Consider the following 11686-nt stretch of genomic DNA (forward strand, 5'->3'; position numbering starts at 1 on the left):
ATTAAGAAGTAAAAAATAATCCCGCAGTAAACAATAGGCTTGATAATACCATGACGATCAACATAATATAGATCACGACTTTAAACCAGCGTTTATTTTGTAACAATGAATACTCACTCCTTTGTCGTAAAAGCTTGTACCGTTATATTGTAACTCAAAGTAAGTATCGGAGGAAAGTACATGATTCAACAAAACCGTTTAGTGGAAGAATTTATAGCACTTGTGCAAGTTGACAGCGAGACCCGCTTCGAGCAAGACATCTGTGTCGTTCTGAAAGAGAAGTTCAGTCGTTTAGGCTTACACGTGGTGGAAGATGATTCCATGGCCAAAAGTGGTCACGGCTCCGGAAACCTGATTTGTACATTGGAAGCGACGGACAGCAATGCTGCGATTCCAACGATCTTCTTTACCTCTCACATGGATACCGTAGCACCAGGCAAGGGGATCAAGCCGCAAATTGGTGAAGATGGCTATATTCGCAGCAACGGGACCACGATTCTGGGCAGCGATGACAAAGCAGGTATTGCCGCGATGCTTGAAGGCATCCAAGTGTTGAAGGAAAACAATATTCCGCATGGCCGCATTCAATTCGTTATTACCGCTGGCGAAGAAAGCGGTCTGAAAGGCGCTCGCGCCATGGATCGCAGCGTGATGGAAGCGGAGTTTGGCTTTGCGCTTGATTCCAACGGCAGTATCGGAGACATCGCAACGGCTGCTCCTGGCCGTGCGGAAATTGAAATTATTTTCCATGGCAAATCTGCGCATGCCGGCGTGAATCCGGAAGATGGCATCAGTGCCATCCAAGTTGCCAGTAAAGCGGTGTCCCGCATGTCGCTGGGACGTATCGACAGTGAAACAACAGCGAATATCGGCAGTTTCTCCGGTGTAGGTCCCTTGAACGTGGTCTGCGATAAAGTGAAAATGGAAGCAGAAGCTCGCAGTATCGTTCAGCATAAGCTGGAGGCGCAAATTGCTGCGATGAAGCAAGCTTGTGAATCCGCTGCGGCAGATGCGGGCACAACTTGTGAATTTCATGCGGATATCGTGTATGCATCCTACATGCATGACGATTCAGCGCCAATCGTGCAGCTGACGAGCAGAGCGCTCGCGACGCTTGGACTGACAGCTCGGACTTTCCACTCCGGTGGTGGAAGCGATGCTAACATCTTCAATGGCATGGGCATTCCTACGGTGAATTTGGCTGTTGGTTATCACGAAATTCATACAACCAAAGAACACATCGCCATCAGCGATCTGGTCAAAACGGCTGAATTGCTTGTTGCCCTTGTCAAAGAAGCGGCAAACGTCTAATAAATGAACTGAAAACCTCATTTTCTACTTAGGTGGAATTGAGGTTTTTTGCTTTGAAAAGGGGTAAAACTGCGGCAGTCCACATATGCTTCGAGTAAGATGCGTCCAAGCGGGGGGATTGCCACAATGTTGAGAAGAGATATAGGGACGGTAGAAAGCGTTGAAGCGGTTCGTGAAGGCGTGCAGATCGTTCGTGTCCGGATGCGAAGCGGGGAGCTTGAACGCGCGGTGCATTACACGGACAGTGCCCCGCTATTGGCGGCTGGTGAGGTGGTTGATTTGAATGTAACGGCGATGAATCTGGGGCTAGGCTCTGGAGGTTATCATTTGGTTATCGGTGCACGCGGCTGGCGAGCTGGTCTCCAGTGCGTGCCAGCAACAGTGGAAGGGCATATCATGAAGCTCAAATACACCCCTATGCAGCGGAGTGTGTTAGCCGTCGAAGAACCGCAAAGCAGCTATCATGCCACTTTTTTGGAGCAAAAGCATCTATCGGGAATGCCTGTATTGCTGGGAGAATTGCACAGCATGCTGCCTATTGCTATGTGTTGGCTGCGTTACCGAGAGTTAAAGGATGGCATTGAGGAGGCAAGGAAGGTAGCTTACATCATGTCGGATGGAGGCGCGCTGCCGCTCGCTTGGAGTCATCATGCGGCGCTTCTTGAGGCGCTTGGGTGGCTGGAGACTACGATTACTTATGGTCAAGCTTATGGGGGTAAAATAGAGGCTGTGAATAAGTTCAGCGCATTAGTCGCAGCGAAACATGTTGGCAAAGCTGATCTTAGTATCGTTTCGATGGGTCCGGGAATCGTTGGCACGGGAACTCTCTATGGTTATTCGGGGATAGAAACAGGAGAGCTTGTTAACGCCGTTCATGCCCTTGGCGGGACGCCAATTGTAATTCCGCGCATCTCCTTCGCAGATTCACGGTCACGGCATCGAGGCATAAGCCATCATACGCTAACAGCGCTGCAAATAGCTGCCAGCTGCCCTGCGATCGTCCCCTTGCCGCGCCTGCTGGGAGAAGAATATGCACTCGTCCAAGAGCAGGCGCAAAGTCTTAAGCGGCATCAAGTTGTCTATATGCCGGCTATTGCCCAAGAGGAGATAGATAAGGCTCTCGGGGAATACCCGGAATTCATTACCTCGATGGGAAGGGGATTATTTCAGGACCCCGCTTATTTCCAAGCCGTTTGTGCGGCTGCTGAGTATGTATATCAGTTACATAATCGACAAGAGTAATTTGGTTTCCGCCTTGCTGGAGCATCAGCTGCAGTTGGCGTTTGACTTCCCAAGCTTTGCCTACAAGCCTAATTTGGCGATCGGTAACATAGCTCTTCATATCCAATTTCCTCTTTTCAGGTTAAATTTTGATATAATGAACGATATGCGCGAATGGGACAAGATAGACCAATTAATCAGGATGAGGTGTTAGTAATGTCATTACACAATAAATTCGAAGAAGTAACCGTAACGTCTGAACAAATTTTCAAAGGGAAAGTTATTTCGCTGCAAGTGGACCATGTCCGTTTGCCTAATGGGGAGATGGCAACACGTGAAATTGTAAAGCATCCAGGCGCTGTTGCTGTCATCCCGCTTCTCGGAGATAAAATGATTGTTGTCGAGCAGTATCGCAAGCCGCTTGAGAAAAGCCAGGTTGAAATTCCTGCCGGCAAGCTGGATGCGGGGGAAGAGCCTATGAAAGCTGCCCTCCGAGAGCTTGTAGAAGAAACCGGTTATCGGACTGAGAATATCAAGCTGGTCAGTTCCTTCTATACCTCGCCGGGGTTCGCTGATGAAATCATCCATCTCTATGTAGCGGAAGATTTGGTGAAGGGTGATGCGAATCCGGATGAGGACGAGTTTCTGGAATGTGAAGCGATAACGTTGGAGCAAGCGCTGCAATATATGCAAGAGGGACGTATCAGCGATGCGAAGACGATCATGGCAGTTTATGCGTGGAAGTTGTATCGTTTAACTGGGCAGATGGGATGAAATCTTATTACGCAGATCTGCATATTCACATTGGCCGAACAGAGAAAGGACAAGCTGTCAAAATCAGTGCGGCTAACAACCTTACCTTTTTCAATATTGCCCATGAGGCAGCGGTCCGCAAAGGAATGGAAATTATCGGAATTATCGATTGCCAATCGCCGTCGGTGCAGGATGATATCATGACTTACTTGGACCGTGGCGAGATGGAGGAACTTGCAGGCGGCGGCATCCAATATCGCGATACGGCTATTATGCTGGGCAGTGAAATCGAGGTGCGGGAGCCGGGAATGGGGCCTGCCCATTTGCTGGCTTATATGCCGAATTTATCGGTGATGCAGGAGTTCACAACATGGATGAAGGGTTATATAAAAAATGTGGAGCTAAGCTCCCAACGCATTTATGTTTCGGCTCGTGTATTGCAAGATGAGGTAATAGGGCGGGGAGGAATTCTTATTCCTGCCCATATTTTCACACCCCACAAAAGTGTATACGGCAGCGCGACCGGCAGAATGGAAAATCTGCTGGAGCTGGATGGGATCGCAGCAGTTGAACTCGGACTAAGCGCAGATTCGGAAATGGCGGGTTTGATTTCCGAGCTGGATCGCTTCTCTTTCGTAACGAACTCGGATGCGCACTCGCTTGCCAAGATCGGACGCGAATATAACGAAATGCAGTTGGCTGCCCCCACCTTCGAAGAGCTGGTTAAAGCGCTGAACCGCCAAGACGGACGTGGAATCACCGCGAATTACGGGCTTAATCCTCGTTTGGGCAAATACCATCGCACTTACTGCAGCGTATGTGAGTCCATCCTGGATGATCGTGCAGAGACGGTAGAGCGATGCGCGGACTGTGGCAGTGCGAAGATCGTAAGAGGGGTTATGGATCGGATCTTGGCTTTGGCAGATCGCGAGCAGGCGTATCTTCCGCCTTATCGGCCGCCCTACCATTTTCAAATTCCACTAGAGTTTATTCCGGGTCTTGGACCTAAGAAGCTTGATCAATTGCTGCAGCGCTTTGGAACAGAAATGAACGTGCTGCATCGTACAACGCTGGAAGAATTGCAACGTGAAATTGGGGAGGAGATTGCTTCCTATCTCGTTAAAGCCAGGGAAGGTTCCTTGCAGCTGGAGGTTGGCGGCGGCGGGCGATACGGCAAAGTGAATAAAAATCGTTCATAGTTTTCAGGAATCGCTCATAAGCTTGTCTTTGTACAGGTTGTACAAGGAAGGAGCAGCGAGGGTGAATAGAAACCTAACGATGAAACAATATATGAAGGATAATTTGCCGCTTTTTATATTCGTCTCCGTACTTTTCATTATTGGCGTGGTGTTTGGCGCTGTGATGGTTAATGCTCTTTCATTGGAACAAAAGCAAGAGATGACGCGCCATTTGGGCAGTTTTTTCCATGAGGTGAATGAGGGCGCCGAATTCGACAGCAGGCAATCCTTTGTACAAGCCTTTGGCATGCATATGAAATGGATATTGTTGATCTGGCTGTTTGGATTGTCGGTTATCGGTTTTCCGTTAATTCTCATTCTTGATTTTCTGAAAGGTGTGTTGATTGGCTTTACGGTCGGTTATTTAGTCGGGCAAATGTCATGGAAAGGGTTGTTATTTGCGCTTGTTTCTGTTGCGCCTCAGAATTTAATTGTCGTCCCGGCTATTCTGTTCTGCAGTGTCGCGGCGATGGCCTTCTCCATTTATATGATAAAAAATCGCTTCTTGAGCCGGAATGGCAACATGTACCAACCTTTTATGCGCTATACATCCATTACGCTTGTGATGGGAATATTCCTTTTGGGAGCAGCACTTTGGGAAGGATATATGTCGCAAATGATGATGAAATGGGTAACACCGATGCTCGCTGGACTTTATAGCTAGCGTTTTATGCATGTTAATGTTTGACTTTGTCAGCAAGCTCCCCCTATAATAAAAAGAGTGGCTAAAATTGGGCTTGGATGCCCACCTTTCTGAGGGGGAGGCATATGGAAGCAAGGATTGAGAAGATTAAGCAGCAACTGCAATCCCAAGGGTACAAGCTAACTCCCCAACGGGAAGCGACAGTGCGCGTGCTTTTAGAAAATGAACAAGATCATTTGAGTGCGGAAGACGTGTTTATGCTTGTGAAGGATAAAGCTCCGGAGATCGGTCTGGCAACCGTATACCGAACATTAGAGCTGCTGAGCGAGCTGCATGTTTTGGAAAAAATGAATTTTGGCGACGGTGTAGCTCGTTACGATTTGCGTGATGACAGTACACGTCACCATCACCATCATTTGATTTGCGTGCAATGCGGATCCGTAGATGAAATTATGGAAGACTGGCTTGGACCTTTGGAAGAAAGGTTAGACAGTGATTTTAATTTCCAAGTGCTCGATCATCGACTTGATTTTCAAGGTATCTGCTATCGCTGTAACGAACGAGGAAAGCCGGACTCATTGGACAAATCCAAAACAACAGGATCTGAATAGAACTGTTCATACAAAGAAAATGCCTGTAAGCACAGCTCGTGCATACAGGCATTTTTTCGTCTTTTTCATATAATGACAGAAAGGACAGATCGTTCTTCAGCTCACATAATTGGACTGGAAGCATGGGCACATTATGACTAATGAACCTAGGAAGAAGGTAGCCGTGATGACAAGACAATCGAAGGTGATCGGTGTTCCCAAAGAATTGAAGAACAATGAGAACCGTGTTGCATTGACGCCGGGAGGGGCAAGCATGCTTCATCTGGCAGGCCATCAAGTTGTGGTCGAAAGCGGAGCAGGCCAAGGCAGTGGCTTCGCGGATGAGGATTATGCCAAGGCAGGTGCGGATCTTGTCGCGGATGCGGCAGAGGTGTGGGCACGCAGCGATATGATTATGAAGGTGAAGGAACCGCTTCCTGAGGAATATGGATATTTCCGGGAAGGGCAGCTGTTATTCACCTATTTGCATCTGGCTGCTGCCGGTGAGTTGGCGGAGCATTTGCTGAATAAGAAAGTAACAGGCATTGCTTATGAAACCATTCAGCTGCCGAATGGCTCGCTGCCGCTATTGACACCAATGAGTGAGGTCGCGGGTCGCATGTCGGTACAGATCGGCGCGCATTTATTGGAGAAGTTTTATGGAGGACGGGGGATATTGCTCGGAGGGGTACCGGGCGTACCGCCAGCCAATGTCGTTATTCTTGGTGGCGGCATCGTGGGCACGAATGCGGCCAAAATGGCTCTTGGGCTTGGGGCTAGTGTCGTTATTATTGAACGGAGCGCGGATCGGATGCGAGCTTTGGACGATATTTTTGGCGGAAGATTGATGACCTTGATGTCGAATCCATTTAATATCGCCAATGCCGTCCCGAAAGCAGATCTCTTAATCGGAGCTGTTCTGATTCCAGGGGCGAGAGCGCCTCGCTTAGTGACAGAGGCGATGGTACAAAGCATGAAGCAGGGGGCTGTTATCGTGGATGTTGCCGTAGATCAAGGGGGCTCCATTGAGACGATTGATCGAGTTACAACGCATAACGATCCTACTTATGTGAAGCATGGTGTTCTACATTATGCGGTTGCCAATATGCCTGGAGCTGTCCCACGGACATCTACACTGGCATTAACGAATGTCACGCTGCCCTATGCGTTGGAATTAGCTAATTCTGACTTTAAGCAGGCGATTTCTGTGAATTACCCGCTGCAGCTGGGGGTAAATACGTATCAAGGAAATGTGACTCATCCTGCTGTTGCCGAAGCGTTAGGGTTGCCCTATGCAAAGTTGGCGGAGTTGTCATAAACAGGCTTGCTTCTTCATATCTTGTCCTTAAGAAAGGTATGGAAATGAGGACGGGCTATGATTTTTTCTTATCGAAAATTACTTGTTCGCTTACGGTACATTTTGCTTTTCATGGCATTGACCGTCATTTTATATCAAGTTATGCTCGTTTTGACGGGCTGGATTGAACCGGTGAACAAGTACAGAACCCCTTCGGGGAGGTCTGTGAAGGTGTTTGGGCAGCATGATCCTGTTTCCTTGAAGGAAACAGGAACGATGAGCGACCGATTGCGGTTATTTTATTGGTATGGTGAATAAAGCGTAAAAAAGAGGAGTTTGCTCAGGGATCGTTGAATGCTATCCTTATGAAGATATGGCAAGATACGAAGGAGCATACTGGTATGATAACGAATGAGCTGCAATCCTTCATCCGATTTTTATCAGTTGAACGGGGGCTATCACGGAATACGTTGGAATCTTATCAAAGAGATTTGAACCAATATGTCGATTACCTGCTGCAGCATGAGATTACAAGTTGGAAAGATACGAATAAAACACATATTGCCGGACATCTCTCACAGATGAGAATATTAGGGCGCGCATCAGCAACTTTGTCGCGTACATTAGTTTCCATAAGAGCACTTTATCAGTTTCTTGTGAGGGAACGAGTGCTGGATGCGGATCCTTCTATTTACATTGAAGCCCCCAAGCTGGAAAAAAAGCTCCCCAAAGTCTTATCGATCCAAGAGGTAGAAAAGCTGCTGGATGCGCCTCAGGCTGAGCTGGTCAGCGGTGCGAGAGATAAAGCGATGCTGGAGCTTCTGTATGCGACGGGCATTCGTGTGTCTGAATTAATTTCTTTGAATGTAACCGACGTAAATCTACAGATGGGATTCATTCGATGCGTTGGCAAAGCGGAAAAGGAGCGCAACATTCCTCTTAGCGCGATCGCGAATCGATGTCTGACCACCTATATACATAATGATCGGAAGAAGCTATTGAAGAAAACGGCGGATGAAGAAGCCTTGTTTGTCGGGCACCTGGGCACGCGAATGACGAGGCAAGGTTTTTGGAAAATCTTGAAGCGATATGCCAAAGATATCAATATTGCGAACGATATTTCACCGCATGCGCTTAGACATTCCTTTGCGGCACATTTGATTGAGAACGGGGCAGATCTTAGATCTGTGCAAGAAATGCTCGGGCATTCCGATATTTCATCTACACAAATGTATGTGCAAGCAGCTAAGCTTAAGATGAAGGATGTCTATAATAATGCGCATCCCAGAGCGAATATGTAGCTAGAGACAGCAGCTGTTTCCAAGCGGAAATGCTGCTGTTTTGCATTCAGCCATAGGAAATGAGATAATTGAGGGTGGATAACAGAAGGAATTGATTTGGAGGGAACAGCGTGCGCTTTGAACGAATAAGTTTAATCGTATTGGATAGTGTAGGTATCGGCGAATTACCGGATGCCAAACAATTTGGAGACAGTGGCGCTCACACAATCGGACATATCGCAGAGAAGGTAGAGGGGTTCGCACTTCCGAACCTGCAGCGTTTGGGCCTTGGAAGCATTGCAGCAATCAAAGGGATTCCAGCAACGGATTCACCGGAAGGATATTACGGGAAAATGGCAGAAGTGTCCGTAGGTAAAGATACGATGACAGGACACTGGGAATTGATGGGCTTACATATTTCAACCCCATTTAACGTGTATCCGAATGGATTTCCAGAAAGCTTAATTTCACAATTTGAGCAAGAAACAGGCCGCAAAGTGATTGGGAATAAGCCGGCTTCCGGAACGGAAATTCTGGATGAATTAGGCGAAGAACAGATGAAAACAGGAGCTTGGATTGTGTACACTTCGGCTGACAGCGTGTTTCAGCTGGCCGCGCATGAGGACATTATTCCGCTCGAAGAGCTGTACCGGGCATGTGAAGTTGCCAGAAGATTAACGATGCAGGATGAGTTCGCGGTAGGCAGAGTTATTGCAAGACCTTATCTAGGGGAGCCTGGAGCCTTCAAGCGTACATCAAACCGGCATGATTATGCCGTTAAGCCTCCGGCGCCGACTGTTATGAATCATCTCAAAGATGCGGGGCTGGACGTCATAGCCATTGGCAAAATCAATGATATCTTCGATGGTGAAGGCGTCACGCAAACCTCCTCAACCAAGAGCAATCTGGATGGGATTCAGAAGACGATTGAGGTGCTTGGGACGTCATTCAAAGGATTGGCTTTCACCAACCTTGTGGATTTTGATTCTTTGTATGGGCATCGCCGCGATCCAGAGGGGTACGGCAAAGCGCTGGAGGAATTCGACGCGTTCGTGCCGCAGCTGAAATCGGTCATCGGTCCGAATGACCTGCTAATTTTGACGGCGGATCATGGGAATGACCCGATCCATGCAGGGACAGATCATACCCGCGAATATGTGCCTATTTTACTGTACAGTCCAAGTTTTGAATCGCCTGTATCGCTTGGTATTCGCAGCACGTTCGCCGATTTGGGAGCTACGATCGCAGATAATTTCGGCGTGAAAGCCACAGAGCAAGGTGAAAGCTTTTTATCGCTTTTAAAATAAGAAAGTTTGATAAACGTTTAGGAGGAATTTACCATGTCCGAAGTATCCATGATCCAGAAAATTCAAGAGGCAGCTGCCTTTATTAGCAAAGAGACGAATATTAAACCGCAAATTGGGCTTATTCTCGGTTCTGGTCTTGGCGTTCTTGCTGATTTGATCGAGCAGCCTATCGTCGTGGATTACGCCCGTATTCCTCATTTCCCTGTCTCCACAGTGGAAGGCCATGCTGGCGAGCTTGTCGTGGGAACGATTCAAGGGAAGCAAGTTGTAATGATGAAAGGCCGTTTTCATGCGTATGAAGGGTATGGCGCAGAAACGGTATCTTTCCCAGTGCGTGTAATGAAAGAGCTTGGTATCGAGATCTTGATCGTCACGAACGCGGCTGGGGGAATCAATGAAACCTATCAAGTCGGTGATTTGATGGTGATTAGCGATCACTTAAATCTGACATTCCGGAATCCGCTTATCGGGCCTAATGACAACGCGCTGGGTGCGCGCTTCCCGGATATGTCCGAAGCGTACAGCAAACGTCTGCGCAAGCTGGCGCATGAGGTTGCCGCGTCACAAGATTTTAAACTGCAAGAAGGGGTATATGTCGGACTGCTTGGACCTAACTACGAAACGCCGGCTGAGATCCGTATGTTCCGCACGCTTGGCGGGGATTCCGTGGGAATGTCAACGGTACCTGAAGTTATCGTAGCCCGTCACGCAGGGATCGAAGTGCTGGGCTTCTCCTGTATTTCCAATATGGCTTCCGGTATTTTGGATCAGCCGCTTTCTCACGCCGAAGTGATGGAAACGACAGAGAAAGTAAAGCCTAAGTTTTTGAAATTAGTTTTGGGAATCATCGAAGCTCTATAAAATGAACGATTTTAATGAGATTAAGCATCAGAAGACCTAGAAAATGTGAGGAAGTCATGCTAAGATATAGTTAATTAGAACTATATCTTAAGGCATCCATGAGAAGGATACCTATTCCATAACAAGGACGTGGTGGAGCATGGCCATCCCACAATTAACGGTAGCAAACTGTCCGCGCTGCGGCAAAGTATTTCAGAAGAATCTGAGAAATCAGTGCTCAGACTGCAGTCATAGCATGGACGCCATCTTAACCAGCAGTTTGGATTTCTTGCGCAGAAACCATCGTTCCACGAATTCGCAGGTTTGCGTTGCGACGGGAGCAACACCTGAACAGCTGCATGCTTGGATCAAAGAAGGAAAGCTGTATTTGACGGATTATCCTAATTTGAACTACCCTTGTGCTTCTTGTTCGAAGCCGATTCGTCAACAGAAGATGTGTCCAGACTGTGCGTATCGAATTACCCAAGATATTCGGGAGCTGAAGGACAAAGATAAATCCTTTCAGGTGCTTCGCAGAGAGAAACAAACGATATCTTCCGGCGGTTTCCAAATTCACGAAAGATTAAGAGGCGTGTAATTTAAGCGAACTTGGGTAATAGTAAGAGTAATATCCCCCATTAAGGGGGATGTTTTTGTGAAAGTCTCATTCACAATTTCGTCACAAAATATTCAATGATTTGCCACTAACTATGTATGTGAATGTCTTAAGTTGTTAGGTAGAATAGATTAAGTGAACACATGATGAGGGGGATATGCATGCAAAAGTGGATTTTCTTTGTATTATTTATACTTGCGGGCGCATTGGGGCTGGGAGTCCTCTTTACAGATATTTCTGCTCGCCAAGAGGCGAAAGATGCAGAGGCTGCCTCTAGCAAAATTCAGCAACTGAAAATCGTTGCTTCCAACTGGCAGTTCGATCAAGCTGACTTCACAGTGAAAAGCGGAGAACCAACGAAAGTATCTTTGTCTTTGAAAGAGGGCGTTCATGCCATCGAAATCGTAGGCTTGGATATCAAATTGGATAAAGAGAACCCTTCCAAAGAATTAACGTTCGACAAGCCAGGTACATATGAAATTGATTGTGTGCTTCCTTGCGGTGAAGGACATGCTAAAATGAAATCAAAACTTGTTGTTCAATAAATGGAATAGCAAGACTAAGGGGGCCTAACAGCTCCCTTTTTTCGA

General features: G+C 47.3%; 14 protein-coding genes and 1 pseudogene. 13 read left to right on the forward strand and 2 right to left on the reverse strand.

Going from position 1 to position 11686, the window contains the following annotated elements; all coding sequences use genetic code 11:
• Position 1: 1 nt before the first annotated feature.
• Positions 2-106, reverse strand: coding sequence for a stressosome-associated protein Prli42 (gene prli42, locus BC351_RS43820; protein WP_158081981.1), 105 nt, complete (start codon positions 104-106; stop codon positions 2-4).
• Between the two features lie 74 nt (positions 107-180).
• Between prli42 and BC351_RS04860 the strand changes: the two genes are divergently transcribed.
• Positions 181-1311, forward strand: a complete 1131-nt coding sequence (locus tag BC351_RS04860; protein WP_079409590.1) for a M20/M25/M40 family metallo-hydrolase — start codon at positions 181-183, stop codon at positions 1309-1311.
• A 126-nt stretch (positions 1312-1437) separates the two neighbouring features.
• On the forward strand, positions 1438-2553 hold the full coding sequence (locus tag BC351_RS04865; RefSeq protein WP_158081982.1) for a DUF3866 family protein: 1116 nt from the start codon (positions 1438-1440) through the stop codon (positions 2551-2553).
• 34 nt (positions 2554-2587) lie between these two features.
• Here the strand turns inward: BC351_RS04865 and mciZ are convergent.
• A pseudogene (mciZ, locus tag BC351_RS44260) lies at positions 2588-2653 on the reverse strand (Z-ring formation inhibitor MciZ); the annotation flags it as partial.
• Between the two features lie 95 nt (positions 2654-2748).
• Here mciZ and BC351_RS04875 point away from each other — a divergent pair.
• The 11 genes from BC351_RS04875 (at position 2749) to BC351_RS04925 (ending at position 11641) form a co-directional block, all read left to right on the forward strand.
• On the forward strand, positions 2749-3306 hold the full coding sequence (locus tag BC351_RS04875; RefSeq protein WP_079409593.1) for an NUDIX domain-containing protein: 558 nt from the start codon (positions 2749-2751) through the stop codon (positions 3304-3306).
• The gene (locus BC351_RS04880) at positions 3303-4484 is read left to right on the forward strand and encodes an endonuclease Q family protein (RefSeq protein ID WP_079409594.1); all 1182 of its coding nucleotides are present in this window, start codon (positions 3303-3305) and stop codon (positions 4482-4484) included. Before BC351_RS04875 ends, BC351_RS04880 begins: the two co-directional genes overlap by 4 nt.
• 61 nt (positions 4485-4545) lie before the next feature.
• Positions 4546-5187: a stage II sporulation protein M gene (gene spoIIM, locus BC351_RS04885; RefSeq protein ID WP_244208885.1), complete on the forward strand. Its 642-nt coding sequence runs from the start codon at positions 4546-4548 to the stop codon at positions 5185-5187.
• A 104-nt stretch (positions 5188-5291) separates the two neighbouring features.
• Entirely contained in the window at positions 5292-5777 is a 486-nt protein-coding gene (gene fur, locus BC351_RS04890; RefSeq protein WP_079409595.1) for a ferric iron uptake transcriptional regulator, read from the forward strand.
• A gap of 166 nt (positions 5778-5943) precedes the next feature.
• Positions 5944-7074: an alanine dehydrogenase gene (gene ald, locus BC351_RS04895; protein WP_079409596.1), complete on the forward strand. Its 1131-nt coding sequence runs from the start codon at positions 5944-5946 to the stop codon at positions 7072-7074.
• A 57-nt stretch (positions 7075-7131) separates the two neighbouring features.
• Positions 7132-7371 carry a DUF4227 family protein gene (locus BC351_RS04900; protein WP_079409597.1) on the forward strand — a complete coding sequence of 80 codons (240 nt, stop codon included), beginning with the start codon at positions 7132-7134 and terminating at the stop codon, positions 7369-7371.
• An 86-nt stretch (positions 7372-7457) separates the two neighbouring features.
• Positions 7458-8354 (forward strand): site-specific tyrosine recombinase XerD, encoded by an 897-nt coding sequence (gene xerD / locus BC351_RS04905; protein ID WP_144028280.1) that lies wholly within the window; start codon positions 7458-7460, stop codon positions 8352-8354.
• Between the two features lie 110 nt (positions 8355-8464).
• The gene (gene deoB, locus BC351_RS04910) at positions 8465-9640 is read left to right on the forward strand and encodes a phosphopentomutase (protein WP_079409598.1); all 1176 of its coding nucleotides are present in this window, start codon (positions 8465-8467) and stop codon (positions 9638-9640) included.
• Positions 9641-9673: 33 nt separating this feature from the next.
• Positions 9674-10501, forward strand: a complete 828-nt coding sequence (locus tag BC351_RS04915; protein ID WP_079409599.1) for a purine-nucleoside phosphorylase — start codon at positions 9674-9676, stop codon at positions 10499-10501.
• A gap of 139 nt (positions 10502-10640) precedes the next feature.
• Positions 10641-11078, forward strand: coding sequence for a hypothetical protein (locus BC351_RS04920; protein ID WP_079409600.1), 438 nt, complete (start codon positions 10641-10643; stop codon positions 11076-11078).
• Positions 11079-11257: 179 nt separating this feature from the next.
• A complete protein-coding gene (locus BC351_RS04925) occupies positions 11258-11641 on the forward strand; it encodes a cupredoxin domain-containing protein (RefSeq protein WP_079409601.1) in 384 nt (127 codons plus the stop codon).
• Positions 11642-11686 lie beyond the last annotated feature (45 nt).

The sequence above is a fragment of the Paenibacillus ferrarius genome, from assembly GCF_002027705.1.
Lineage (GTDB): Bacteria > Bacillota > Bacilli > Paenibacillales > NBRC-103111 > Paenibacillus_E > Paenibacillus_E ferrarius.

What these genes read in the sequence shown, in the direction of transcription:
- BC351_RS04860 (WP_079409590.1), top strand. Translation starts at nt 181, where the DNA reads ATGATTCAACAAAACCGTTTAGTGGAAGAATTTATAGCACTTGTGCAA.
- BC351_RS04865 (WP_158081982.1), top strand. Translation starts at nt 1,438, where the DNA reads ATGTTGAGAAGAGATATAGGGACGGTAGAAAGCGTTGAAGCGGTTCGT.
- BC351_RS04875 (WP_079409593.1), top strand. Translation starts at nt 2,749, where the DNA reads ATGTCATTACACAATAAATTCGAAGAAGTAACCGTAACGTCTGAACAA.
- BC351_RS04880 (WP_079409594.1), top strand. Translation starts at nt 3,303, where the DNA reads ATGAAATCTTATTACGCAGATCTGCATATTCACATTGGCCGAACAGAG.
- fur (WP_079409595.1), top strand. Translation starts at nt 5,292, where the DNA reads ATGGAAGCAAGGATTGAGAAGATTAAGCAGCAACTGCAATCCCAAGGG.
- ald (WP_079409596.1), top strand. Translation starts at nt 5,944, where the DNA reads ATGACAAGACAATCGAAGGTGATCGGTGTTCCCAAAGAATTGAAGAAC.
- BC351_RS04900 (WP_079409597.1), top strand. Translation starts at nt 7,132, where the DNA reads ATGATTTTTTCTTATCGAAAATTACTTGTTCGCTTACGGTACATTTTG.
- BC351_RS04915 (WP_079409599.1), top strand. Translation starts at nt 9,674, where the DNA reads ATGTCCGAAGTATCCATGATCCAGAAAATTCAAGAGGCAGCTGCCTTT.
- BC351_RS04920 (WP_079409600.1), top strand. Translation starts at nt 10,641, where the DNA reads ATGGCCATCCCACAATTAACGGTAGCAAACTGTCCGCGCTGCGGCAAA.
- BC351_RS04925 (WP_079409601.1), top strand. Translation starts at nt 11,258, where the DNA reads ATGCAAAAGTGGATTTTCTTTGTATTATTTATACTTGCGGGCGCATTG.